The organism is Pectobacterium hainanensis (genome assembly GCF_046237015.1).
GTDB lineage: Bacteria > Pseudomonadota > Gammaproteobacteria > Enterobacterales > Enterobacteriaceae > JBJYIN01.
The window spans coordinates 1-26170 of record NZ_JBJYIN010000001.1; the positions used below are offsets into that span (position 1 = coordinate 1).

The window sequence follows — 26170 nt, forward strand, 5'->3', positions numbered from 1 at the left end:
GGTGGGTTGCCACCAAACGAATCAGAAAACAGATACTGGAATAACTCTAACACGGCGGCCAGTTTTAGTTGACCACTACACTTACTGTGAGTATACAGAGCAAGATAGAACCAACATATATACTCAGATGTATACTCACAAGCAAATTGATGTAGGTTGAATTGTGTTGACGTCGGGAGAGTAAAGAATGAAGGAAAGCCAGTAATACCGTGGATTTTAGGCAAAAAAATAGACGTCTGTTGACGTCCATTGATGTGGTGATGGTGCCGGGGCGGGACTTGAAAAAAATGCTATAAGCATTGTATTTAAAGGATTTACTTTAAAATATAACGCACATGTACCCGCATTTGTACCCACAACCTACATTGCTTCATTCCCTGCCCTGCCGTTCACTACGGTACCTAGCAGTGACGCCAGTTGTTGAACTGCGACAGCATATTACAAAGACTGGCTATTGTCAGCCTGTCTACCGACCCAGTTTTCTACGCGCAATCCTGGCACACGCTCAAACTCGCGCACATTGTTCGTTACCAGAATCAAACCTGCGGACCGCGCGTGACCGGCTAACATGGCATCATACGGGCCGATGGGTGTTCCTTGTTTTGCCAGTTCCGCACGAATTTGGCCGGTATGCACTGCGGCGTCAAAACCGTAGTTTTGAACTTCCAGACGCGCAGAAAACCCTTCAATCACGGCAAGATTCTTTTCTGGGTTTACCGATTTCTCCGCACCATAAATCAGTTCCATCAGTGTGATAGCACTGATAGCAAACTGCCCGTAATGACGGTAAAAAGCGTCCCTGACTTCCTGCGGTTTATTCTTGATGGTGTAAATACAAATATTGGTATCGAGCAGATATTTCAGCATCAGAAATCTTCCCTGATCTGATCATCGGGCTGCTCTCTGGTGATCATAAAGTCAGGTGTTACCCCATCCTCTTCGAACCAACTGTCCCAGCTTTCCCCTGCCGGAGTAATTATTCGTGTACGGCCAATCGCAACGATATCAACCTGCTTCACATCATCCGGCAGTGCAACGGCTTTAGGGAGTCGTACCGCCTGACTGCGATTGCTTTTAAATACTGTAGTTTTTTCCATGGCAGTCTCCTTGGAGAAATTTTGTGCTATCGATAGCATAGAATATTGATGGGATATGTCAATGGGATATACCTATGTGACATGATTGGTTAATCACCTTGCCGCCAACATCCCCGGATAATGTTTGGCAATAATATCGTTCATCTGATCGATCAAGTCAGAACGTTTAAAGGTGAGATGCCCAGTACCTTTCTGAAAGTAACGCACACTAAAATACTCATCTTCGTATTCCTGCTGATGGGGATTATCGCGGATATGGTCCATCAGCCGGATGGTAAGATCACCCCGATTATCAGGAATAGGTTTGCCGTCCAACAGATAGAGCATACGTTCCAGATCGGCCAGTTGGTCACGTCGCCAGCCCCAGTTCAGGCCAAAGCCCCAACGGTTATATGTCACCAGACTATTGATGATGATTTTCTTACCAAAGTAGCAAGGGTGATTGGTTTTGTAATCCCACGATAACCCTTTGAATACGTTAATCACGCCTCGCTCGAATACCTCTTGCTTGCTTTGATGAAGTTGCTCAAAGGTGCTGAGGATATTGGCTTCGCTGATGGCCGGTAGCTCCCCCTCATCCAGATTCTTGTGCCACTGGCTACGCGCTTCGGCATCCATCAGCGACAACATGCCGGATTTCAACATCAGGTCGCGCCAGATATTGCGATCCAACGTGCGGGTGATGGCTGGCATCGCTTTATCAGGCGTTTCTGTCAGCCAGCAATCGTAACGATGCCCTTGTTTCAATGCCCAGTCTTCAGCAGTGCCGCCGCCGATAGTCGCCGTTAACGTTGAAATAGATTGTAGCTGATTGAGGAGTTGCTCTATCTGTTGCAGCGCGGTATCACGTCCGGTAACGATACGTTCGATATTGGTCGAGCAAATCAGCTCGGTATGTTCGGTCAAAACCTCGGGTTCAATTTGCATCATTTGTGGTCCATACATAAAAGCAAATGCGCCAGCCGCTAAGGACTGGCGCATTATGCATCGGGGAGAGGAATAAATAGGTTTGGCGTGGTGTGACTGGAAAGTGACTCGCAGTCTTTATGCTTTAAGCAAGCCGGTAGCGCGTCTGGCACGGAGAATATCAACGGCGGTGAGAAACGGTGATTGCTCCTGCCAGTTAAAACCGTCGCGATCGATACGCACCAGTTCGTATTTCTCCACCAGAAAATTGACGGCATTGACCAGCGTGACGCCAGCATCGATATGCGCCTGAATGACGTTTTCCTCACAGAACGGTGTGTCGTTCAGCGTCAGGCCGTAGTGCTTTTCTAACAGGTAGGTAAGCAGTTGCTGCCAGACGGCTATAGGTGACGGGCAGGATTGCTCCTCCCGTGACGGGATTTCCGGTATGGTTTGCATGGGAATATTCTCTTCAGATTAAGTCGATAAAATCAGGGAGGCGTTCAGGATGGCGAGAGAAACAACGGGTTATTCTGCTGCCGCAGCAGAGGGATAAATAGCAATATACACGTAACCAAAACTACCCAGCGTATCAGCTTCACAGGTAAATTCGTCGCAATGCAGCGTGACACAGCCCTGCTGGCGAGGATTCAGTTCACCTGTGCATAGTTTCTGTTCCAACTGCTTAATCAACTGCGGGAAACAGCGTTCCAGATGACGGGCTTCTGTTTTGCTAAACGTACCGACAATGCTGGCCCGGTCTGCCAGATAGTGCAGACGGTTACCTTCCTGCACCAGTCTGGCTCCGAATCGCGGCGTGACAGTACACTTTAATCCCCATTCCGGGGCCTCTATTGATGACATGATGTTTTCCTTATAAAAGTGCGGTGGTAAGTGTGCTCATCACAGCCAGCCACGTTCAGCGAATGACACCACGTCAGCGCCGCCAACAACCAGATGATCGAGGACTCTGACGTCGAGTTGTGACAGTGAGTCCTTCAGCTTGTCGGTGATATGGCGGTCAGCCTGACTCGGCTCGGCACAGCCGGAAGGATGATTGTGTGCCAGTATCACGGCGGCGGCGTTATGACGAAGTGAGGCTTTGAGGATTTCACGCGGATGCACTTCGGTGCTGTTGATGCCGCCCAGCGCTATAATTTCCTTTTCTATCAGACGGTGTTGGTTATCCAGGTACAGCACCATAAAGGCTTCACGCTCCAGGTTGCTGAGCTCCAGCATCAGCCAGCTTTTAGTGTCCTCAGAGGTTTTGAACTGTCGCGCATTTTTACGCACGCGTTTTTCCAGCAGGCACAGCGCCATCTGGATGATGCGTTGCTCTCTGGACGCAACGTGGCCTGCCAATGAATTGCATGACATGATAGTTCCTTATCTAAACGATGGATGATGAAAAAGAAGGATGAAATGGATGACAAGAGCACAATAAATACAATGCCTCGCGCAGGCGCACGAGGCATCGGAACCGTAAATAAGGTCAGCCGTTATTCCATCTGGAATTCCCATATGCCCTGATCGGTCTCGACAATGATTTCAAGGACATTACAGGCGGCTCCCCAGTTTTTTGACTTAAACGTCGTTTCAAAAGTGCTGCCGAAGCGGAGTCGAACGGGCTTCCAGGATTCTTCGGAAAGGTGCTGGCAATTTCCCCGATTAACCGCAATGTCTTTGACGACGACAGAATCTGTCAACGCTGTCACGGATATCCTTGGATAATAGGGACCGGCATACCAGTTTCCTGAGGCAATACGGGTTTGCACTCTGACAGGCGCTTTTTCTGCAAAAACGCTTAGCGAACACAATCCCAGACAGAGTGCGACAAATGCTTTTTTCATGATATTTTCCTTTACTCGACAGGCTCGAAGCCTTCCGATGACCAGAGGCGGTAACACTCAACGATGGCTGAATGTCAGCGTGTCCTTTTTGCCGTTGTAGTGAGTGAGGTTAAGCGTGGTGTTGTTGGCATCATGGGTACTGTCAACCTTCACGATTTCACTGCAATCCTTGAGGTCAATCGCCTTGATTTCAGGTGCGGGTTTCGTTTTATCGACGGCATACCAGTTCCCTGCCGGGCAGGCCATTCCGGCACTTTGCACCAGAAAGGCGTAATACGGCGTATCGGTCAGACGGGTATAAAGGGTGGCGGTATCCGCGCCTTGAACCAGCACATCCTTTCCGCTGTCACCGCAATTCCGGCAGAAAAGCTGGTCCTGCGTGTTTCTCAGTACTTGTGCCTGATACGCCAGAACCTGGTTATTCATCTGGAAACGGTTTTTCTCTCCATTCTTCCAGGTGACAGTGAGCAGCATGTTGTTTTTGTTTTCCGTCACCGATACCTTAGCTACAGCCGATAAATCAGAGCGGTCATCGTCAAACTCAATAAAGTGAACGGTGGGCGACGAGGCATATTTATCGATGTAATAAAAATCGGGTGTCCGGTTAGCGGTGTAAGCAGGAATGGCATCATTCAGCAGGATGGTATAGCGCGTCATGTCCCATAACTTGCTGTACTGATCCGTTTTATTTTTATAGCCCTGTGGATAGTCAGAAATAAAGAAACTGTCTTTCCTGTCGGGTCCACAGAGATGGCAAACCATATGCCCTTCGCTGTCGGTGATAATTTGCGGTTCATTGTCAGCAGGCTTTGCCTGTACAGACAGAATGGGAAGAACCATCAGGGAGGCCAGCAGCATTCCGCTGCATGACAGTGCAGATTGTGTTTTCATTGTGGTTTTCCTTCGGAAGGGCTCTCGGTTAAAAACCGGCCCATCCGCCAACGGTATTGATGATAAAAAGCAGGCAGGCCATAAAAATCACCAGCGTGATATACCAGCGCATAAAGCGGCCAAACAGCTTCAACAGCGTTCGCATATTATTTTTCTCTGCAAATCAGGTAATACAGCAATCCGGCCAGTAACGGGTCGATGACCATACCCAGAATAAACCAGCCCCAGAATGAGCGACCGCTGCTGGATGCCACACATCCCAACACGATTGCCAACCCCACCCAAAGCAGCAACAACGGCATCATTGCCCTCCAGACGCATAAGCGTTACATGAACATGTTATTGATTCGTAAAAGTAAAAAAGTCTCAGCATGGAATATCGATTTTATAGCGGGGAGAAATGGCGGTATAACAAATCAATTCGATCGGTTCGATCGACAAAATCGATCGGTGACGATAAAGAAAGCTGATGGGAAGCAGCAAAAACGTTAGTCGAAGAAGAAAGACCACACGGCATTTGCCACTCTGGCAACGGAATGGGTGACACCATGCAGCACCTGTTTTGCCACCTGAGGCAACGGCGCGTGGTCAATAATCCAATCCACCGCACTGACTACCGTGTCCGAAAATCCAGCCCGGGCCTGCTCTATCGCGCTTTCGGTTTGGTGCTCAGCACGTAAATGAGGAATGACCGGACTGCGAGCCTGCTTTGGGAGAAGGGTTATCATCGCCTCCACCATCTTTCCCAGTTGATAACGGCCTTTAACGGAAAGCGGTAAAATGTTCTCTGCCACGATACCGAGTTGTTGCCCGATAGCCGCCCGCTTTTGTGCCATATGCTCCCGTTGCCTGAATGACGGCTGCGCAGAGGCCCAGCGCCATTCCTCGCTCGGTTCAATCTTGTCAACCTGATTGAGCAGCCAGAGTATCGGCGTGTGCTCACCGTTCACGGAGCCGAACACATCCCGATAAAACTGCTCCTCGGCAGAATAGGCGCGGTCATCCGCCTTCAATACCCACAGCACCATATCCAGCTCCGGTAACAGGGATTGATACAGTGCCCGATATTCCTCATCCCGCTGCTGACTTTCACCCACTCCGGGTAAATCAACCAGCGTAAGATAATGACGCCCAAAACGCAGACGAATGCGTTGTGGCTCACGGGTACAGGCTGCGACAGCATTCACTGCGCAGACTTCGCTGCGAAACAGCGCATTGCATAAGCTCGATTTTCCGACGCCGGTTTTACCCATAATGCCAATCACCGGTTCATAGGCAACCAGCCGGGTCAGTTCCTGCATAAGGGCATGACGTAACGAACGGGGATAACGCCGCAGATGGCGGCGTATCAGCGCATAGCCTGATGATTTTTTCATATCAGCCTCAGAATGAAAAAGGCCATCCGGGATGGATGGCCTGATGAATTGAAATAGAGGTAATTCAATGAGGTGATATATAACTGAGATTTTTTTATTTTTTATCCTTTAACTGTGAATGGCCCCATGCCCTTACGCCAGGGATTGAATGCATACTCAATCTGAGTGACCCCAGATAGCTCAGGAACAACGTCGGATTGTCTGAATTAATTTTGAAGTTAGCTGTACCACCGCACAGGTCATTGAATATGAATGCAGCACTCTGGCTCCCGGTATAACCATCGAGAAGAGCGTGATTGCCTTTACAGAATTGCTGATTACCCAATTCAAGGTTGTAATTGAAGACAACCGGATAACCGGGCCATCCTTCTTTCAGGCTCGCTTTTTCCACCGAGCGGCTCCATAACTCCCCCAGACACTCCGCAATTTTATCGGCACTGGCGCTCTCAGCTATGTAAAACAACATGTAAATATAGGGCAGATTTGTGCGCTTTTCGTTGCACATCAGCCATGAATACCCGGCAACGCACTTCCCGTATTTAAGCACCCGCATGTGATTCAGAAACAGCTTCAGTGCAAAGTGAACCTTTCTGGCATGCTCAGGTCCTCTGTCGTCAGGATAAGCACTTTTCCCATCGAGAGGTGTTATCACAAACGAGAATTTCAGCGCTCTCACTGCCTCACTGGCAGTGAGATTCCGGAATAATTCCTTAAACGATTTGTCTATGTTTTTCGCCTGACGAGCAGAGTAATAGCTGTTCATTTTTAAAACATACAAGTTATGTAAATAAACATACATTTTATAACAAAAATATTATAGGTCAATCAGTTACTAAAAACCCCTGATTGTACGAAATTCATACAAAAACCCACTACCTACAGGCGTAGCACTGCTTGTATTGAGACCTTAAACAAGGAGCACTTTAGTGTTCTGAACGGTGTGTTTCTCAGAACGGCGAACATTTAATTAAGGTATTTAATGATATTTTATAGAGAAGAGATTTCGTAATTATCCACCGCCCTCCAGATCGATACCTCAGGCTGAGTGATCATTACAGTTCCACGAACTCGCCTTCATTTCAAAATTGATGCCCATGTCCATTCCCATGACGATTACACTCACATGGAGATTCAGACATGGCTTACCACGACATTACCGATATCAATCTTAACTACGTTCAGCACCGTACTCTGAAACGTAAGCTGCAACATCACCAGAACCAATTATTTGAGCGTTATTCCAAGTTGCTGATGCTGCGGGTGGACTTCTCCTACAAACGGGATAGTGATTCAAGGATTGAAGGCGATATTCATTCCACAGTGGCGGATATAACGCTATTGCTGCAAAGGTGCCAGGACATCAACGGGCTGGTGGGCTACGCATGGGTACTGGAGCATACCGAGCAGCATGGCTACCACATTCACGCTGCATTCTACTTGAATGGTCAGAAACATCGCCGAGCTTGGGGAGTCTTTGAAGCGCTGAGAGATACCTGGAGGTACGTGACCTGGGAGGAAGGTTATTCATATCGTTGCGAGTCTAAGGAGCATTACAAAGTACGCGGAGAATGGGTGACGGCACATGACGATATTAAAGGGCGTAAGGGCATGCAGTACATCCTGAGCTATCTCAGCAAGCAGGATCAGAAAAGTCAGGGCGTTATTTGCCAGTTGAGTAGTATTCCTGCTGCACACGTATCTGGCAGGCGGCGAAAGACCAGTTAAAGCTCTCGGTTAAAAAATTACGCCAAGTTCTTATCGTTTGAAGGAATTCGCCAATTTCTATTTTCCGGTTCCTTCTCCATTCATCAGAGGAGAAAAAACGATGAGCACCACTACCGATTACCGCCTTCTTAACGACCAGTTCGTCGATATGACCTTCATCACCCAATTGACTGGATTAACCGACAAATGGTTTTACAAGCTGATTCAACTGGGTGAATTCCCGAAGCCGATTAAGCTGGGCCGCAGTTCTCGCTGGCTGCAAAGTGAAGTCGAAACCTGGTTACAGCAACGTATCGATCAGTCTCGCCAGTAGCCACACGTTCCAAACACAACTCATTTTCCTGCCAACAGCGTTGGGACAATCGCTTCCACTAAGCTCATTATCGTCAGGAATGGAATCAATTTATGCGCTTTCTAAAATGCTATCTGGCTAACAACGCCAAAAATCGTTTTGTTAATGCAACTGAGGCTAGCCGCCTGCCCCAGGGTCACTGGACGTGTACATCCTGTGGTTGTACGTTAACTCTGCATAACGGCTCTCAATATCAAGAAGCCTGGTTTGAGCATGATCGGTTCAGTATAGATTCAAGAAAACTGAAGGCATGTGCCTACCGGGACCCCGAAGAGAAAGAAGAAGAGAGGATTAAAAAACTGCGGGAGAAGGTCAGTGCCAGCTACGTTCCTCCTGAACCGAACACCTGGTATTGCGTGTTGTGCCAAAACCGCTATACAGGAAAGAAACTCTGCCCGGCGTGTAAAGACGGTATCTACAGTGTAGTCGTTGAGGAGAACGGCTGTGTACCTGAAGAAGAAGGTCATCTGAATAGTTAATCCAGGCCACTGCTCGTATCCCATCATTCCAGCCAGAAACAACACCTTTCAGTTCACTCTTCTTAATTAATTATTCCCTGAATAACAGACCGCTATCCGATTCCACGGAGGACATCGGTTGTCTGTTATTCAGCATGTTGGAGACTTTTCTAAATGACGCGTAATACGACGCTATCCACGTTGCTGGATAAGTACCAAAGCCATCTTGACGACAGTGCTGCGCACGCCATCCATCAGGGTATCAGTACGCGAAAAACTCATACTTTTCACCGGTTGAGCCTGACGGCAGTTTCCCTGCCAGACCAGCATAAGGCGCATCTGATTGTCCCCGCGAAACTAATGCAGAAATCAAGGGTGTCGCGTATTGAGGCTGCCAGCAGAGCCATTCTGCCGGTGGAAACCAGCCGCTACCTTCGACGGTATCCGATGCTGGGCGGTATTCTGATCAGCGAATGTGACCGACTACATCTGGATGAATTGGGTGACAGCCTTCAGAGGCTATTTGATCGGGAAAATGAACCCGGCATTCAGGAAACGTTAACACTCCTGTGCTGGTCTGAGCTACTTAACGGCCTGTCTTATCGTGAATGGACATCACTGGCTGATAAAACCGACAGACAGATTCAGGTGTGGATTAACACCCGTCTGCGCACTCAGCCAGCGTGTCGGGCAATGATTGACGAATACGTTTTCTTTGCCTGCTTTGGTTACTGGGCAGACTACCGACCTGCTTAATTTTCATACCGTTACGTGAACACTGATTCAGAGCGCTTTTGATCGGTAACGCCGATCGATACGATCGCATCGATCTATCAAAACGATTATCTTTTGATCGCCACCGTCGATAAGCTATTGCCGAGAATAACCATAACGTAATGTTTTATCTGTTTTTATTTCCATTATCGGGAAGGGCTGACTATTGCCTGTTATCCAGTAAATCAATAATCAGCAGATAAAAATCATTCCATTGTTTTTGCCAAATCAGGACTGGTGCGCAATGACTCCGATTACCTCTCTTTATTTAACGATACGGAATCAACAGGATAAATCGGCTACCCGATTGAGCCAGGCGATTGAACGGCTTTCTTCGGGTCTGCGCATCAATGGTGCGAAGGATGATGCCGCTGGTCAGGCGATTGCCAACCGGATGACCGCTAATCTGAATGCCAACAGCGTCATCACTAACGGAATGAAAGATGGCCTCAGCCTGATGCAAACTGCCGAGAGCGGGCTTAATGCCATCAATAATCTGCTACAACGTGGCAGGCAACTCGCGGTGCAGGCGGCAAACGGTACGCTGTCAGATAGCGACCAGACCAGCCTGAACGGTGAATATCAGCAGATTAGGGAAGAGATCGACAGTATCGCCTCATCGACTCAAATTTTTGGTCGTTATCCGCTGGCCCCCACTGAACCAGGCCCCCTGCCTGCCAAACTGGGCGACACGTTGCCACTGGCTGAAAAGTTTCCTGTCCCCAATATCAATCATCAATTTCCTTCTGGGATGATTTCGCTGGCTTACATTCCTGCTGGCGCAAAAAATATTACCATCACCATCGACTCATTAAGCGCCGATGACGATATCCAGCTCTTTGCGCGAGATGGCAGGCATCTGGCCGGTACGCCCGCAGAAGGCGCAGACGCCGATATTGTCTGGTCAGCAAACGGCGTAACGGATGAAAGCACCATGAATACCACCGTGATTACGCAAGATAACGGCTTTTTACCCAATGCCACCTACTCGGCAGATTCGCTGCTGCAAGCCTGGGAATACAATATCAACACAGGGGCGCAGACCACTTATCAGGGCATGACCATCACCTACAGTGGTGATGGTGACCGCTTTGAAGATGCCAACACCGGGGGATTTAACGATGGGAATGTGGGGGCAGCAAACCGACTGGAAAAAATTCACATAGATGAGGTGACGGAAGATCTGATTATCATAGTGGTTGGCAGCGGCGTATTTAATAGCAGTGCAAGCTGGGATGAACTTCCCACACCGACAGAGCCTGCACCGCCACTGCCGCCCTCAGTGCCGATCAGCAAAGAAACGACGTTTGTCGTCGGAGCGAGTTTCGGTGATGCATTGCAAACGGTCACCCTCAACCCAACGCCAGCAGATAGCCAATCGCTGGGGCTTTCCTCTGTGACGCTGGGTACACCTGAACAGGCCAGAGCGGCATTAGCCACGTTCGATAATGCGCTGAAAAAACTGGACGGTTACCGCAATGAATACGGCAGCCAGATGAACCGCTTCGAATCCGTCACTACCGTGCTGTCACAGGAGAAAATTGCCACCGCTGCCGCCCGCTCTCGCATATTGGATGCGGATTATGCCCTTGAGGTTTCCGCGATGACAAAAGCCCAGATCCTACAGCAGGCATTGATGGCCGTCTTGTCGCAAGCCAATCAGCAGTTGGGAAACGTATTAAAGCTGTTACAGGGATGATGCGTCGTCAGATATCACTTTGCTATTTTTCCACTGAACCACTATCGCCATGAGCATTGAAATATTCAGCCGCTGCCCTTTCACCACGGCGGCGTTTACCTGTCTGGGAAATAAGGATGGCGGTAATGTACCCATCACTGTTGTTGATATTGAACACGGTATCGACATGACGCTACTGACGCACATCATTACCGACCATCAACGGGCATTCATTATTATTCTAAATAACCGTAAACATACACCCTTGATGGTGGCTAAAAAGGTATTGCTGTTATCAAAACATGCACCAATTAGCACGTTCGAAAAAGTGATCTCTGCCCTGTCATCGTTCAGGGAAATAAAAGGCAAAACGATATCGTTATCACCGAATGAGAAAGTATTTTTCGGCTATTGGCTGGATGGAATATCAATCAAAGATATCGCAAAAAAAATGACGATAACCCATAAAACCGCCAACAACATGAAAAATAATATCTACAGAAAATATGGCATAAAGGATCTGCTCACCTTTTTACTCATCGCCAGAATCTCACATATGCAAAGTATCGCTGACGCCGAACATCACAGGGTTATCTACGTTGATAAGGTAGCGTGAGAGATCAGCAAGGTGCTTTGCTCTCACTAATTTTGCAAGTCGAACATAATGTTACTCATTGGTTGTTATCTTATCCACCTAACAGAAGTTCTTTGGCTCGACTTAAATTAAGCTCATTTTACTATCACGAATGAATCAGCCAAAGAGCCAAAGACATGAAAAGTTGCTCAATTATCCGCCCACGTCTCACACTGGCCAATAACGGTAGCTACGGCATCCTCTACACCTTCCGGCGGATATTTGTATTTTTTCAGCAGCTTTTTGACCATACGACGCATACCAGCACGTGCGGATTCTTTCTTCTGCCAGTCGATAGTACGATTTTTACGCAGCATCTCCGTGAGTTCGTGCGTCATCGCTACTAATTCTTTGTTTTGGTAGAAGTCTTTCACAGCTTGGGGACGGGTCAGCGCAAGATAGAATGCAAATTCTTCACCAGTCAATCCCAGCGCATCGCCTTCCGCCTGAGCGGACGCCATATCCTTCGCCATTTTCATCAGTTCAGCGATGACTTCTTCGTTGGAGAGCATACCGTTGAGGTACGCTTTCATGGCGCGAGAAAGCATTTCCGAGAACTTTTCACTCTGAACGAGATTAGTGCGGCGATAGAGCGTTACCTGCTCAGCGAGCAGTTTTTTCAGCATCTCAACGGCAAGATTGCGCTCCTTCATCCTGGCGATCTCATCGAGAAATTTTGGATCGAACAACGAAAACCCAGTATCTACATCGGAAAACAGATTGATAACCCCATCACTTTGGATACTTGCTTTTAGTAGTTCGTTAACGCGGGCATTAATTTCTTTCAGGGACAGCGGTTTACCCTCGCCGGTGAGGCGAGTAAGCAGCGTACGTACCGCCTCAAAGTAGGCGGCTTCGAATCGCTGCTCGGCACTTATTAGCGAACGACAAAGAGATAACGCCTGACGAAGCAGCATGGATTCTTTGATGAACAGATCCTTTTTGCTCGGCGCTTCGCCATAGGCGGGTTTCGGTTCTGCGGCCATTGAATACCGAAAGTCCATGTCTTCGTGATTTGGGGTAACTTTCGGCTTATCAATAGCTGAAATAAAATTCACGCCGCCAGTGATAGTTTTGGCGCGAACGAGATCGCTATCAGTAGACAGAAACGCCGAATAGTCAAAACCGTGGAACAGGCTGCGGCAGACTTCCAATTTTTCGATAAATTTCGGCAGCGCGGTCTTGGCGACATCGGTATCACCGTAGTTGTTCTTATCGCGGTTGGTGTAGGCGTTCATCGCCTGTTTTAACGCCGAAGCAATGCCGACATAATCAACAACCAGCCCGCCTTCTTTATCTTTGTAAACCCGATTGACGCGGGCGATGGCCTGCATGAGATTGTGCCCCGACATCGGTTTGTAAACATACATGGTAGCGAGCGATGGTACATCAAATCCTGTAAGCCACATATCCACCACGATGGCGATTTTCAGCGGGTCATCGTTATTCTTGAATCGGCTGGCCATCGCGTCGCGGTGGCGTTTATTGCCGATAACGCCGCGCCACTCTTCCGGATCTTTATTGCTTTCGGTCATCACCACGCCAACTTTTTCGACCCATTCAGGGCGTAGCTCAAGCAGCTTGCGGTAGATGCTCATTGCGATGGAGCGCGAATAACCAACTATCATCGCTTTGCCGGTCAGCTCGTGCTGACGGTTTTCCTCATAGTGTTGGATGATGTCTTCACACAACGCAGTGATAGTCTGTTCCGCCCCGAGGATAGACTCCATTCTGCCGAGTTCCTTTTTACTCTTTTCGATAGCATAGTCTTCTGCATTTTGCGCCATAATGTCGTATTCCGCGTCAATAAGCCGCAGAATGTCTTCGTCCAACTTCAGGTGAATAACACGACTCTCATAGTAGACGGGTCGGGTCGCACCGTCTTCCACTGCCTGTGTCATATCGTAGATATCGATATAGTTGCCGAACACCTCGATGGTGGAGCGATCTTTATTGGATATCGGCGTTCCAGTGAAACCGATGTAGGTGGCGTTGGGTAAGCTATCGCGAATAATGCGTGCCGTACCGAGGATCACACGACCTGTTTTCGCGTCCACTTTTTCTTCTAAACCATACTGCCCACGATGGGCTTCGTCTGCCATCACAATGATATTGCGACGCTCGGAAAGCGCTTCAGAGGCCTCCTCAAATTTCTGCATGGTCGTGAAAATGATGCCGTTTGCCAGTCTTCCTGCAAGCAGTTCCTTTAAATGAGAACGGCTTTCGGCTTGCTGGGGCGTTTGGCGTAGGAACAATGCGCACTTGGCAAACTGTCCGAATAACTGATCGTCAAGGTCGTTGCGATCTGTCAGCACTACCAGGGTCGGAGAATTTAGCGTGCTTTGTAGTAGATGGGCGTAAAATACCATCGACAGCGATTTTCCGCTGCCCTGGGTGTGCCAGAACACGCCGCCTTTGCCATCTGTTGCAGTAGCCCTGCTGGTGGAGGCGACCGCTTTTCTCACAGCAAAATATTGGTGGTACGCTCCGAGGATTTTTTCGTCGCCGGAAAAGCAGATAAAATGCTTGATGATGTCGAGCAGCCGCGTTTTGTCGAACATTCCCTCAATGAACGTATCGAACTGGGCGTACTGCGTATTTTCGTAGCTGCCATCCTTGGTTTTCCACTCCATAAAGCGATCTTCGCCTGCCGTAATGGTTCCGGCTTTCGAGACGGCCAAGTCGCTCATAGCGAGAAAAGCGTTGTATATGAACAGAGACGGTATCTCATGCATATAGTTGCGCAGTTGCAGAAATGCCTCAGAAGCGTCCGTTTCCTCACGGGAAGGTGATTTCAACTCAAAAACGACAACAGGCAAACCATTTAAGAATACGATCACATCAGGGCGTTTCTCGCTATTTTCGCAGATTGTCCACTGGTTGGAGACGGTGAATGAATTCCGCTCCACATCCCCATAATCCACAAGATGAACCAACACCGCCCGCAGCTCGTCTTTATCGTAATAGTTGACCGATATACCATTTTGCAGGTAGCCCATAAATTGCACATTCTTCTGCTGGAATGTGCCACCATCAATGTTTCGCAGCTTGTAAACCGCCTCGGCAAGCGCCTCTTCCGGCAGTCTGGGGTTCACCCGTCTGAGAGCAGGGAGAAGTTCGTCCATATTAAGCGGATTGGCATACTCCCGAGTCAGATCCGGCGCATAAACATGGTTATAGCCCAACGTATCGCGGAACAACTCAAGACAAGCGTTTTCGTAATGGGCTTCGGTATAGGCCATTTTGATTACCTTTTTACAAATTTATAACGCAATTTTTGCGTTTAATTCTCGTTGTTCGTTTTTGAACGACAAAATTGGTTAATTCCACAACGCCGCTGGGCGGTAAATCATCATTTAGCGTCGCCGAGATCGGCAACGGATAGTTCTCCGGACATTAGTCGGGGTAAAAGTGTGTCGCGCAAAGTAGCGAGTTTTTGGTTTTCTGCTGTGTTGGTTGTCATTATTTCAAAGCAAGCTCGAAGGTTGCTGTTGAAATCGGCCAACGTATCATCTAATGGGATGATCGCAGGGATTGTCATTATGTCTGTTGGGCTGATATTTGGCTGTGCGCTCCCTTGTCCACGATTCACTATTTCGTTGAACACCCCGTCTTGTTTTAAAAAACCCCACAGAAACGGTAATTTTTCTAGAGGATTTACGCCTAAGAAAAACTTTCCAACACGCTGGTTTACAAGGAGTGTTTCATCATGTTGAGGGATAATGGCAAATTTTCCGATAGTCGCCCCCGTCATTGCTATCAGCAGATCACCTGGAGTGGCGATGAAGTTTTTTGCGTAAAATATTTTGTCATCAGAAACGAAGGAGCAATCAGAGAAGTCAAAAGTGCCATCTGTAATGTTCTTAATTTTGATAACACGAATGCCTTTTTCTTGCCACCAAGAACTCTTGAAGGCAAAACCGGATTTTATCGAGCAATACTCGCCCAATGTACCTTCTCGCCAGTCGGTGGGTATTTTCCCGCCGAACGGTTCGAAGTCCACAAACCACGACTTAAACATGGCTTGCGCCATCTGCTCTAAATGATGATTTATCGCTGTGTTGTTGGCGATTTTGTCGTCCAATAATTTTAGTGTGCGTCCTATTTCGATTTGCTCAGAAAACGGTGGCACAGATATTTCAAGTGAATGTATATGATTTCGATTAAGCGTAGGGACAGCACTCCCTCCGGAAAAATTGCCTAAATCTAGCGTTTTCAGCAAGTAATATACAAACACAGGATCAGAGTTTTTAAATTCTTTAACATAGAGAGTCGTATTATGTGACCAACTTTGGTCATATACGATAAAAGGGTTACCAGTATTGCCACTTCGTCCTACCGTGACTGAAGGAGCTTCTGTCGTGTATTCGTTGTGATACCCAATTATCCCGTTAGAGCCAACAACAGGATATTCACCGCATATCATTTTGGTTTTTGGTAGATCGTGCCCCCTTTGAAATGTCAGGACATCTCCGAGTAAACAAGCTTTCCAACCGTTTATAGACATAATTTTCTTATCCAATAAATTTCCTATGCGAATTTTTGACGTTTGTCTGATTAACCATTGCGTAATGCATCGTCGTATCAATCTTTACATGACCAAGCAACCGCTGTACTTGCTCAATGGGCATGCCTTTGTCAATGGCGCGGGTAGCAAGGGTGCGCCGGAACTTGTGCGGGTGAACCTTGTGCATATCCGCCCGTTTGCCGATTTCCCGCAGCCGAGTCTCCACACCGCCGATAAGGAGCCGCTCGCGGGGCAGGGTTAACGACACGAATAGTGCAGGATTGTTATCTTTACGCGCATCAAGGTAGTTCAACAGGTGGATTTTGGTACGGGCGTCAAAGTAGACCACTCGCTCGTTGCCGCCCTTGCCGAAAACCACACATTCCCGCTCATGGAAACCAATATCCTCGCGGTTTAACTGTACCAGTTCGCCAACACGCATACCCGTTGAGGCAAGTAGATCGATCATAGCCAGATCGCGGATTTCCTCGCAGGCATCACGGAGCAGCTCCAGGCTCTCGTCAGAAAAGGTTTCTTTAATGATTTTCTCCGTTCTGATCTTGTGGATGCGCCGCACGGGGCTTTTAAGGATATAGTCTTCATCCTCTAACCAGCCGAAAAAACTACTAAAAATGCGGCGCATATTGTCAACCGTCACTTTGCTGGAGTTTCGTGCTTTCTGGTAGTTCGCCAGATAGTTGCGAAGATCGTCTGTGACGATCTCACGGACTGGTTTTTTTACTGCTTTGAGCATAGTGCTAACGGTAGCATCATAATATTTCAGCGATTTTTCCGAACAACCTTCGATACGTTTTGCAGAGATAAACACATTAAGCAGCCTATCATTTCCAACGGTTTCCTGATCGTCGGGGATCCGACTTGCCGTGATGTCAACATTATGCATGTGGTATGTCAGCACCCGGCGTAGTCCGTCTAATTGTCGCTGTGTCAGTATCGCCGCCATATTTGCCTGAATTTCCGTTATTAGCTTGTCCTTCATCATCTCACCTACCGCTGGATCAAAACATGAGTCTATGCGAGACAGTAGGATCGATAAATCATCATTTAGAGCAGATGGCGCAGATTGCTTTCGAGCGATTTCTGATAGAAGAATGTGCCGATGAACCAACAGGGATCCTTTCAGATATTGCTGAAATAAACCCGCTCCGTTCCTTGAAACGAGGGCAAGATGCCGTATATATAGAAATGGCAAACTTACCTATTCGAAGTTCTTTCCCGACTGACTGGACTATGCGTCCGTTTTCAGGGGGGATGAAGTTTGCAAACGGCGACACTATCATGGCTCGCATAACACCATGCCTTGAAAACGGAAAAACCGCGTATATAAATTTTCTTGAGAAAGGCACTGTGGCTTTTGGTTCAACCGAGTACATCGTCATCACCTCCAAACCCGGATACTGCAACGAAATGTTCTACTATCTGGCTCGTCACCCAGACTTCGTCAATTATGCTATTCGTAACATGAACGGAAGTAGCGGCAGACAGCGCGTATCGGGCAATACCATCGGACGATACGTATTACACATTCCAAACGCTGAGAGTGTCCGAAAATTCTCCGAGATAGCTGCCCCGATTATGGAGAACATACGGCAAAATGCGCTTGAAAGCCGGAGTCTCGCTATTTTGCGAGATTCCTTACTTCCCCGACTGATGTCCGGAGAACTCCCCGTTGCCAACCTCAGCAACGCTAAATGATGATTTATCGCTCTATTTATGGCAATCCGGCCATCAAGAGCCGACAGTGTATCAGCAATCCCAATCTGAATATCAAGTGGCAAATCGGGGACTTCGTACTCCATTATTGCCCTTTTATCACCTCGAGGCATTTTCGTACCTTTGGCTGTGCTCATAGAGTAGTCAAAGAAGCTATCGTCCGATAACACGTAATAAAGAAAGCCCGGATAAACATTTTCTTTTGCCCGTAACACCAGCACATCGTTTGAGCAGCCACCTTCGTGATCGGCAAACCATATCTTGCGGAAATATGGACGGATATTTGATACCAATACATCCTTAGTTCGATAGGCTTGAGTTTGTGAAATACGCGGCAACCCTGTCGAGCAAGTTATTCCTTCCTTGTTAGGGAGCATATTCTCGGTGGATATATAGGTGTCTAAATTCAAATCGGCAACGGCAACCCTTCCGTCAGCAAAAACGCAAAGATCAGATAGCTTAGATCTCATACCCAAGTCCCCCGAGTCTCTTGCGAATCTCATCTTCCAGTTCATGGGAACGCTTGAACAGCACGCTAAGTTCTCCCGTCAATCGCGACATTTTATCCTCAAAAGGTTCGCCGTCATCTTCCTTAGCCTCAATGCCGACATAGCGGCCCGGCGTGAGAATAAAGTCCTGTTTGGCGATGTCCTCTGTCGTGACCGCCGCGCAGAAACCTTTCACATCTTTCAACGTATTGTTGTCGAACGCCTCAAAGGTAGCGGCAATTTTGGCGATATCCTCGGCGGTCATCTCACGCAAACGACGGTTGACCATCGTTCCCATATTGCGAGCATCGATAAACAGCGTTTTGCCTTTTTGCTTTTTGTTCCGGCTGATAAACCATAAAGATACGGGGATCTGGGTGGTGTAGAACAATTGCGTGGGCATCGCGATAATGCCTTCCACCAGGTCGTTCTCTACGATTTTTCGTCGGATATTACCCTCGCCGCTGCTCTGGGAAGATAGTGAACCGTTGGCAAGCACCATACCAATTTTGCCATTTGGGGCGAGGTGATGAATCATGTGTTGTAACCAAGCGAAGTTGGCGTTCCCATTCGGTGGTAAACCGTATTGCCAGCGTGGATCGTCGTTTAAGCTGCCATCGTTCCAATCCGACAGGTTGAATGGCGGATTAGCAAGAATAAAGTCGGCCTTCAGTGTTTTGTGCAAATCATTGCGAAACGTATCGTCATTGTGAGTACCGATGTTAGCTTCGATACCGCGAATAGCCAGGTTCATCAACGCCATTTTACGTGTAGTCGGGTTAGCATCCTGCCCGTAAACCGAAAGGTTACCGATGTTGCCACTGTGGTTTTTTACGAAGTCGGCAGACTGGACAAACATACCGCCTGAACCGCAACAGGGGTCGTACACGCGACCTTTAAACGGTTGTAAAACTTCAACGAGCGTTCGCACGACACAGGAGGGCGTGAAGAATTCTCCAGCACGCTTACCCTCTTGCTCAGCAAATTTGGCGAGACAATATTCGTAGGTACGTCCCAAAATATCTTTGTCTGTTCCATGTTCAATCATCTGAATATTGGTAAACAGATCGACAACGTTGCCAAGTCGGCGTTTGTCTAGCTCGGCGCGAGCGTAATTTTTAGGCAGAATATCTTTCAGCCGTTTGTTTTCTTTTTCGATTTCCCGCATCGCGTTATCAATAACAATACCGATAGTCTCTTTGCGCGATGCTTCAGCGATAGCACTCCACCTGGCCTGCTGCGGTACGAAAAATACATTTGCTTCGGCGTAGGCATCTTTATCCTCCACATCGTCGTCATCAGCCAGAAGCGCCTGATATCGCTCATCAAACTTGTCCGAAATGTATTTGAGGAAGATAAGTCCTAATACGACATGTTTATATTCCGCCGCGTCCATATTGCCGCGCAGGATGTCCGCCGCCGCCCAAATTTGCTGTTCGAACCCGATTGACGCGGTGTTGTTTCCGTTCGTTATGGCCATGTATTTGCCTCATTATTGTTCTGAAAATCTTCAGGCTTGCACAATGTTGAAAACCGTAAGAAATTATCTGAAAATTTTAAATTGAATGATATGGTTAATAATCGCTGAGTTTCAGCAACTACTGACGTTACAGTGTTAATCAATGGGGTAATTCGATTCGGTGAAATGGAAAGCCGTCACTCCAATATCAATTGGATCCCATCGGGGATTAATTTTACAACAACATAAACAACATGTTGTTATTGATTTCATTAAAAATGTCCTCCATGAAAAACGATCGCCACTGTCATGATAGGAAAATAAGCAAACTGTAACTCTTTCCTGACAGAACTACAGCCTGCCCACTTACTACATATATTAATCCACAGTCAACTTCCCAAAATCAAACGGACTAACCCCCTTCTCCCGGTTCGCATCGAGAAAATTCGCCCACCACTGCAACATCAACCGACGCTCATCCAAATGTTCCGCCTTATGAATGTACGCAGCACGAACACCGTTACGTTCCTGGTGGCTCATCTGTCGCTCTACCGCATCCCTCGACCATAACCCCGATTCAATTAACGAACTACAAGCCATGGTGCGAAAACCATGACCACACACTTCCGTTTTAGTGTCATAGCCCATGGTTTGCAGTGCTTTATTTACTGTGCCTTCACTAACGGGTTTTCGTGACGAATGGTCGCCAATGAAAACCAGTTCACAATGCCCACTCACCTCTCTGATCTTTTTAAGGATCTCAAGTGCCTGACGGCTCAGCGGAACAAGATGTGGTGTGTGCATTTTTGAACCGCGTTCGGAGAATTTCACTCCAGGAATCGGTTCACGTTCTGGAGGGATCGTCCACAAAGCGCGTTCAAAGTCGATTTCCGGCCAGCGGGCAAAACGGAGTTCACTGGATCGGATAAAAATTAGCAGGGAGAGATTAATAACCCATTTGGTGAATTCACGACCTTTGTAACTGTCAATCCGGCCAAGAAGTTCAGGCAAGCGTTCAAGTGCTAATGCCGGGCGGTGTTCAACTTTACCAGGCATTATCGCCCCTGCCATATCCTGCGCCGGATTATAGTCAATCAAGCCGTTTTGTACGGCATAGGTCATAATGGCAGTCACGCGTTGTTTTAGGCGTTTAGCCACTTCTAAGCGCCCAGAGCGTTCGACACTTTTAATCGGTGTCAGCAAATCGCGTGTTTTCAGATCTGAGATGTGTTTGCTACCAATAGCGGGGAAAATATTGTCGCTCAGGCTTTTCAGGATACGCTCGCCATGGGATTCAGACCATTTCTTGTTGTCGGCGTGCCAGGCGCGGGCTACAACTTCGAAAGTTTGCGCATCATCCTGTTGTTGAGTTTTGACTGCTTTTTTATGCTCGTTAGGATCAACGCCAGCAGCAATAAGTTTTCGCGCCTCATCGCGTTTCTGACGCGCTTCAGAAAGGGAAACTTCGGGGTAGACACCTAGCGCCAACGTCTTTTCTTTGCCATCCGAACGATAGCGTAAGCGCCAATATTTAGACCCATTGGTATGGACCAAAAGAAACATACCGTTTCCATCGGTAAGTTTATAAGGCTTCTCTTCCGGTTTTGCTGAACGTACCTTGATATCCGTCAGTGCCATAATGCTTTTCCTTCAATAAATGCGTTATTGAGGGTACAAGGATTTACCATACTGAAGTATACCCGCAATTGTACCCGCACAAGCAAGTTGATGTCAGTTGAATTGTGTTGACGTTGGGAGAGTATGGAATGAAGGAAAAGCTAGTAAAACCGTGGGTTTTAGGCAAAAAAATAGACGTCGGTTGACGTCTATTGATTTATCAATGGTGCCCGGGGCGGGACTTGAACCCGCACAGCGCGTACGCCGAGGGATTTTAAAAACCTGTAAGGGAGTAATGAAAACAATAAGTTACTGTTACTCATGTGATTCCCGTTTCTGGTTAGTGCTGTTTATTTTCCTTAGTTACCATTCTGCCGCCACTTTGACAGTGGCGTTTTTCATTCCTTAACGAGTCGAGGAATGGTTAGGTATAGTTTTTCAAGTAGCGCATTTTTATTCACTGCGTAGTGCATTGCTCTGTGGCAGTTCGGGCAAAGTGCAGCGGCATTTTCAACAGTATCCGAACCGCCGTTTGCCAGGTACTTAAGGTGATGTACCTCAAGGAAGGGTAATCCATCAGCTTGCATAAAAGGGGCTGGGTTACGGCAACATTCGCACACGCCTTTCGCTTCCTGGAGGACGTAGGCTTTCACTTCCGGATCGCGTACCACTGAAGTTGCTTGTGTTGTCTTCTTAGGTGGGTGGCTGTTGCCTGAAGGCTTATCCTTAACTCCTGTTTTGCGTAGTGCGCTAACCTGGGCTTCAAACTGTTTTTCAGTCAGTTCCCCAATCGGATCAAGCTCATCAATAAACTGTTTAAGACGAGGGAATATTTTAGCGCCGACGTTAGTTGCTGGCGTTAAACCTGGCAACCAGTCACGCCCCATTTCTTGATAAACAAATGAAATGTTTTGCATCCTAAATTCAAAGGATTTAGCGGTACGAGGAAAACGTGCGGCCAGTGAGTCGTAAAAGTTTTTCTTAGTGAACGTCTGCCCGGCCAGGTGAAACCGCTTCATTTCGACATAGGCTTCAACTGACGCCCTTAACTCTTCATCACTCCAACCTGTATTCTGCTGCTTTTCCATTTCACACCATTTCCAATCTGTCATACGGATTCAACGTTACGGCCGCATCCAGGTAATCGGGGGCAAAGTGTGCATAACGCATCGTCATCTGGATCGAGGTGTGGCCGAGAATATCTTTTAGCACCAGGATATTACCACCATTCATCATAAAATGGCTGGCGAAGGTATGCCGTAGAACGTGCGTTAGTTGCCCTTCCGGTAAATCAATTTTGGCGCGTTTTAGCGCCTGGCGGAAAGCATCATAGCAAGGGCTGAACAATTGGCCACGGCGGCGCGGTAATCGCTGATACAGTTCCGGAGAGATCGGCACTGTGCGGTTACGTTTCCCTTTGGTATTAATGTAGGTCACACGGTACGGCACAAGCTGTGATTGCTTTAGCTCCTGGGCTTCACTCCACCTGGCACCCGTTGCTAAACAAATCCGCACAACACTGCCGAGATCGGGATTACTGGAAGCATCACACTCGTTAAGGATGAGGCGAATATCATCGTGATACAAAAAGGCTAACTCGCTGTCACTTTCCTTATACTGGCGGATCCCATCCAGCGGGTTATCCCCTTGCCACTCGCCCAGGCGTTTTAACTCATTAAAAACCGCGCTTAAGTATGAATGCTCACGGTTGATGGTCGATTCCTTCACTGGCTTATCGAAACGCCCAAACTTACCGCTTAACCGCTGCTTACGGTATTCAGCAAAATCCGCTTTCGTAAACAGGCTAGCGATCGGATTACCCAAGTTGGTACAAAGCAGCTCTAATTTGCGTAACCGCCCTTCCCCATCAGCCAGAGAACGGCCGTGCATATCGAACCAGCGTTGAACCAGCTCGGATAGGCTTTGCCCGGCATCTTCTGCCGCAGATGTATCAATCGATATCCCCGCAAACTTGAGCTGGCGCTCGTAAGACAGCGCCTCGCCTTTACTGACGAACTGCTTACGCACACGTTTTCCGGCGCGCCCTTCTGGGTATGTTTCACTCAACCACTTTCCGGTGGGTAACTTCCTTACGGCCATTGATCCTATCTCGTTATCAAAAATGGGATAGTTTTACTGTATATAAATACAGTTATCAATGTTTGTATTTGAAAGATATATATTCCAAGAATTCTTAGGCAGTGCACAACAAATCAATTGAATTAATTTTATGTATTCCTAATTCAGAGTGATCTATATGTAAATCTGCTGAAGGAATTAATAACTCCGTGCCTATTTTTTTATCAGCCGCACTATATTTCAATGAGAATGTATACTGAATCAATGACTCATATAACTCTTTTATCTCTGGCGCATTATCATATGTTAATAACCATGGCGACTTTAACTTGATTATTTCATTGTATAAGATACGGTGATCTTCTTTCTCGTAAAAATTTGTATATAACGTAGAACCTTTAACAAAATAAGGAGGATCAATAAAAAATAAGTTATTTTTACTTTCTTCTTCATCTATTTTTTTCAAAAAATCAACTGCATCTAAATTATGAATAGATATTTTATTTTTATATAATGATATTCTATTAATTTTATCTATTAGATTTTTTTTAGTAAATCTACAGTCTATTTTATATTTACCAGACTGATGAAATCCGCCAATGACACCAGCTTTCAGTATTATTCCAGAACGGTTTGTTCTATTCATAAAAAATGTAGAGAACCCTAGTTCAAACGATTCAGCTTGGTTTTTATTCTTTTGTATTTCCCTTTGCTTATACCATTCATCTAATGTTACTTCTGTATCTATTATTTTTTTTACAAATCGCTCTGTATCATGAAGAATTGAATGCCAAAATGCCCAGATAGAACGGTCATAGTCGTTTAAGTTGAGCTTATGAACATACCCCTTAAATAATAAAGAGAGTGCTAATCCGCACCCTCCAGCATAAGGTTCCGAGTAACCACAGCGCTGTAAACCATTATCATAAATGATTTTATGAATCATTTTAATTATGGCTGTTTTTCCACCTGGATATCTTAACGGAGATGGAGTCTGTGACATATCTTCTTCCTAAAATCATACTAAAAAATCACATTATACACTAATTTATCTTTGTTCCAACTCTTTCATTATAAACAAGATAATATCGTTAATATTATCCCATTCTCTTTTAATAGCTATATCTGATGGATAAATAGCACCATGTGCATTAGCACCTAAACTTTTTGGTGAAAGATAACTATTTTCATTAGACTGAACTTTTTTAAGAGCTGATAGGCTAGATTTTTCTTTCTTTGTTAATTGCCTAGATATTTTCTCACCTTTTTCGAGAAAATCTACAATTTTACCAAGAATTCTATGTGTTTCCATTCCAGATGGATAATTCCCATAAACATGTTCATAATACTCATGATAGGCATTTTCGAGAAAAACCCGACATGTAAGAGTCGCTGAAAGTGTATACATATTACAATTGACTCTTTTCACTTCATCATAAATTCTCTTAAAAATATTATTTTTTATTTTTACTTTAAAAGACGATGGAATAATACACTCTCTTTTATCTGGACTCTGATTATCTCTACCCCCGGTAGTCGAACCACCCTTTGAGCCTGTATCTGATGTATTTAAATCAAGCTCTTCAGGTGCCCCGTTACCATCTGTCGGCTGATAGCTTCCAAGGTTTTCTGTTGGTTTATATCCTTCGGTATTACCACCTGTAGCTACCTCTTCTTCAGAGCCCGTAGCGTTTTTTCTTTTAAAATATTCTTCCTTATCTTTTATAGATATAATCTCACGCGAATGGTGTACAGGCGCGACTCCTTCACTAACTAATCTCTTAGCGTAGTTCTCCCAGTCAATTTTCCTTGTTCTAGAGTGAACGACTTTATTTTCATTAGTAGATAAAAGATCTCTACAAAATCTTGAGATTACCCTGTCAAAATCTTCAAATGTAACATCAATTTTTACATCTGACTCAGATCGACCAGTTACTACTCCAATCGTTGTCCTGAAATATGGATTACCCAAAAATCGAGAAGCCGTTGTTAATACTTTATCCTGCTTCTCTTCCTCAGTAATAAATCCATATTTATTCGCATAATCTAAAATACTTAGAGCTAATGCATTATTATTATAGTCAAAAAATCGTGCTTTTTGTGGTGCATCCCATGATTTCAAACCGACACCATTTTGTTCACCATTGTGTCTGCGCGCAAGCCATGGATTAGCGCTTTCTCTATCACTAAAGAGTACACATTCAATATCAAATATTGATTCATCACATAGTTTCGATTTTTTAATAAAAAAATCTCTATCTTCAGATGGTGCAAGAGTGGGGTCTTTAAGTAATTTAAGAGCACAAGCTCTACGATTACCTTCAACAACAATAAAATTTCCTCTCTCATCTAAAACAACGCCCATTCTATCAAATGGGCTAGTGCTATTCATATCACATATATCTTTGGCAAGATCTTTAACTTTCTCAAATTTGATAAGTCTTTTAATAATATCATTTTGCTCATCAAGATAATCATGCCGTGGGTTTTCAGAGTCTAAATATAAATCAAGGGCATTAATTATTTTCGTTTCCATGAATTCCTC

At 46.3% G+C, this 26170-nt stretch carries 27 protein-coding genes and 1 pseudogene; 7 read left to right on the forward strand and 21 right to left on the reverse strand.

Annotated elements, in window-relative coordinates; genetic code table 11:
- Positions 1 to 438: 438 nt before the first annotated feature.
- The 11 genes from vapC to ACKPVM_RS00055 all read right to left on the reverse strand — a co-directional run bounded on the left by vapC (position 439) and on the right by ACKPVM_RS00055 (position 6919).
- Entirely contained in the window at positions 439 to 867 is a 429-nt protein-coding gene (gene vapC / locus ACKPVM_RS00005) for a type II toxin-antitoxin system tRNA(fMet)-specific endonuclease VapC (RefSeq protein ID WP_409306124.1), read from the reverse strand.
- Positions 867 to 1097: a type II toxin-antitoxin system VapB family antitoxin gene (gene vapB / locus ACKPVM_RS00010; RefSeq protein ID WP_012765080.1), complete on the reverse strand. Its 231-nt coding sequence runs from the start codon at positions 1095 to 1097 to the stop codon at positions 867 to 869. The genes vapC and vapB overlap by 1 nt, the downstream gene beginning before the upstream one ends.
- A gap of 93 nt (positions 1098 to 1190) precedes the next feature.
- Positions 1191 to 2024: a DUF4942 domain-containing protein gene (locus tag ACKPVM_RS00015; RefSeq protein ID WP_409306483.1), complete on the reverse strand. Its 834-nt coding sequence runs from the start codon at positions 2022 to 2024 to the stop codon at positions 1191 to 1193.
- A 117-nt stretch (positions 2025 to 2141) separates the two neighbouring features.
- Complete coding sequence (locus ACKPVM_RS00020) at positions 2142 to 2462, reverse strand: TA system toxin CbtA family protein (protein ID WP_181838212.1); 321 nt, start codon at positions 2460 to 2462, stop codon at positions 2142 to 2144.
- Positions 2463 to 2531: 69 nt separating this feature from the next.
- Positions 2532 to 2867: a type IV toxin-antitoxin system YeeU family antitoxin gene (locus ACKPVM_RS00025; protein WP_110162281.1), complete on the reverse strand. Its 336-nt coding sequence runs from the start codon at positions 2865 to 2867 to the stop codon at positions 2532 to 2534.
- A 39-nt stretch (positions 2868 to 2906) separates the two neighbouring features.
- Complete coding sequence (gene radC / locus ACKPVM_RS00030) at positions 2907 to 3380, reverse strand: RadC family protein (protein WP_110162280.1); 474 nt, start codon at positions 3378 to 3380, stop codon at positions 2907 to 2909.
- A 122-nt stretch (positions 3381 to 3502) separates the two neighbouring features.
- The gene (locus ACKPVM_RS00035; protein ID WP_005974477.1) at positions 3503 to 3853 is read right to left on the reverse strand and encodes a hypothetical protein; all 351 of its coding nucleotides are present in this window, start codon (positions 3851 to 3853) and stop codon (positions 3503 to 3505) included.
- Between the two features lie 57 nt (positions 3854 to 3910).
- Positions 3911 to 4744, reverse strand: coding sequence for a hypothetical protein (locus tag ACKPVM_RS00040; protein WP_103808667.1), 834 nt, complete (start codon positions 4742 to 4744; stop codon positions 3911 to 3913).
- 146 nt (positions 4745 to 4890) lie between these two features.
- Entirely contained in the window at positions 4891 to 5049 is a 159-nt protein-coding gene (locus tag ACKPVM_RS00045) for a hypothetical protein (RefSeq protein WP_155242703.1), read from the reverse strand.
- 183 nt (positions 5050 to 5232) lie between these two features.
- On the reverse strand, positions 5233 to 6120 hold the full coding sequence (locus ACKPVM_RS00050) for a GTPase family protein (RefSeq protein WP_409306125.1): 888 nt from the start codon (positions 6118 to 6120) through the stop codon (positions 5233 to 5235).
- A gap of 94 nt (positions 6121 to 6214) precedes the next feature.
- The gene (locus ACKPVM_RS00055) at positions 6215 to 6919 is read right to left on the reverse strand and encodes a hypothetical protein (RefSeq protein WP_409306126.1); all 705 of its coding nucleotides are present in this window, start codon (positions 6917 to 6919) and stop codon (positions 6215 to 6217) included.
- Positions 6920 to 7257: 338 nt separating this feature from the next.
- Between ACKPVM_RS00055 and ACKPVM_RS00060 the strand changes: the two genes are divergently transcribed.
- From ACKPVM_RS00060 to ACKPVM_RS00085, 6 genes are all read left to right on the forward strand, one after another.
- Positions 7258 to 7845 carry a YagK/YfjJ domain-containing protein gene (locus ACKPVM_RS00060; protein ID WP_110162276.1) on the forward strand — a complete coding sequence of 196 codons (588 nt, stop codon included), beginning with the start codon at positions 7258 to 7260 and terminating at the stop codon, positions 7843 to 7845.
- A 100-nt stretch (positions 7846 to 7945) separates the two neighbouring features.
- The gene (locus ACKPVM_RS00065) at positions 7946 to 8158 is read left to right on the forward strand and encodes a helix-turn-helix transcriptional regulator (protein ID WP_044205785.1); all 213 of its coding nucleotides are present in this window, start codon (positions 7946 to 7948) and stop codon (positions 8156 to 8158) included.
- A gap of 92 nt (positions 8159 to 8250) precedes the next feature.
- Positions 8251 to 8676 carry a putative zinc ribbon protein gene (locus ACKPVM_RS00070; protein WP_341613317.1) on the forward strand — a complete coding sequence of 142 codons (426 nt, stop codon included), beginning with the start codon at positions 8251 to 8253 and terminating at the stop codon, positions 8674 to 8676.
- Between the two features lie 153 nt (positions 8677 to 8829).
- Positions 8830 to 9411: a hypothetical protein gene (locus ACKPVM_RS00075; protein WP_409306127.1), complete on the forward strand. Its 582-nt coding sequence runs from the start codon at positions 8830 to 8832 to the stop codon at positions 9409 to 9411.
- 262 nt (positions 9412 to 9673) lie between these two features.
- On the forward strand, positions 9674 to 11128 hold the full coding sequence (locus ACKPVM_RS00080; RefSeq protein ID WP_409306128.1) for a flagellin N-terminal helical domain-containing protein: 1455 nt from the start codon (positions 9674 to 9676) through the stop codon (positions 11126 to 11128).
- 49 nt (positions 11129 to 11177) lie between these two features.
- Complete coding sequence (locus ACKPVM_RS00085) at positions 11178 to 11723, forward strand: helix-turn-helix transcriptional regulator (RefSeq protein ID WP_227526952.1); 546 nt, start codon at positions 11178 to 11180, stop codon at positions 11721 to 11723.
- Between the two features lie 167 nt (positions 11724 to 11890).
- Here the strand turns inward: ACKPVM_RS00085 and ACKPVM_RS00090 are convergent, their stop codons facing one another.
- The 3 genes from ACKPVM_RS00090 to xerA form a co-directional block, all read right to left on the reverse strand.
- Positions 11891 to 14983, reverse strand: a complete 3093-nt coding sequence (locus ACKPVM_RS00090; RefSeq protein WP_409306129.1) for a type I restriction endonuclease subunit R — start codon at positions 14981 to 14983, stop codon at positions 11891 to 11893.
- A gap of 110 nt (positions 14984 to 15093) precedes the next feature.
- Positions 15094 to 16263, reverse strand: coding sequence for a restriction endonuclease subunit S (locus tag ACKPVM_RS00095; RefSeq protein WP_409306130.1), 1170 nt, complete (start codon positions 16261 to 16263; stop codon positions 15094 to 15096).
- On the reverse strand, positions 16256 to 17251 hold the full coding sequence (gene xerA / locus ACKPVM_RS00100) for a site-specific tyrosine recombinase/integron integrase (RefSeq protein ID WP_498044264.1): 996 nt from the start codon (positions 17249 to 17251) through the stop codon (positions 16256 to 16258). Before xerA ends, ACKPVM_RS00095 begins: the two co-directional genes overlap by 8 nt.
- A gap of 23 nt (positions 17252 to 17274) precedes the next feature.
- On the opposite strand from xerA, the gene ACKPVM_RS00105 reads away from it, so the two are divergent.
- Complete coding sequence (locus ACKPVM_RS00105) at positions 17275 to 17964, forward strand: restriction endonuclease subunit S (RefSeq protein WP_409306503.1); 690 nt, start codon at positions 17275 to 17277, stop codon at positions 17962 to 17964.
- Positions 17965 to 18020: 56 nt separating this feature from the next.
- Here ACKPVM_RS00105 and ACKPVM_RS00110 read toward each other — a convergent pair.
- From ACKPVM_RS00110 to ACKPVM_RS00140, 7 genes and pseudogenes are all read right to left on the reverse strand, one after another.
- Positions 18021 to 18497: pseudogene (locus ACKPVM_RS00110) on the reverse strand (restriction endonuclease subunit S domain-containing protein); the annotation flags it as partial.
- On the reverse strand, positions 18442 to 19950 hold the full coding sequence (locus tag ACKPVM_RS00115) for a type I restriction-modification system subunit M (RefSeq protein ID WP_409306131.1): 1509 nt from the start codon (positions 19948 to 19950) through the stop codon (positions 18442 to 18444). The gene ACKPVM_RS00115 and the pseudogene ACKPVM_RS00110, both read right to left, overlap by 56 nt.
- Before the next feature lie 357 nt (positions 19951 to 20307).
- Complete coding sequence (locus ACKPVM_RS00120; protein WP_409306132.1) at positions 20308 to 21567, reverse strand: tyrosine-type recombinase/integrase; 1260 nt, start codon at positions 21565 to 21567, stop codon at positions 20308 to 20310.
- Positions 21568 to 21944: 377 nt separating this feature from the next.
- The gene (locus ACKPVM_RS00125; protein ID WP_409306133.1) at positions 21945 to 22634 is read right to left on the reverse strand and encodes an HNH endonuclease; all 690 of its coding nucleotides are present in this window, start codon (positions 22632 to 22634) and stop codon (positions 21945 to 21947) included.
- A 1-nt stretch (position 22635) separates the two neighbouring features.
- Positions 22636 to 23646 carry a phage integrase gene (locus ACKPVM_RS00130; protein WP_409306134.1) on the reverse strand — a complete coding sequence of 337 codons (1011 nt, stop codon included), beginning with the start codon at positions 23644 to 23646 and terminating at the stop codon, positions 22636 to 22638.
- A 94-nt stretch (positions 23647 to 23740) separates the two neighbouring features.
- Complete coding sequence (locus ACKPVM_RS00135) at positions 23741 to 24628, reverse strand: DNA adenine methylase (RefSeq protein ID WP_409306135.1); 888 nt, start codon at positions 24626 to 24628, stop codon at positions 23741 to 23743.
- Between the two features lie 45 nt (positions 24629 to 24673).
- The gene (locus tag ACKPVM_RS00140) at positions 24674 to 26161 is read right to left on the reverse strand and encodes a hypothetical protein (RefSeq protein ID WP_409306136.1); all 1488 of its coding nucleotides are present in this window, start codon (positions 26159 to 26161) and stop codon (positions 24674 to 24676) included.
- Positions 26162 to 26170: the final 9 nt, after the last annotated feature.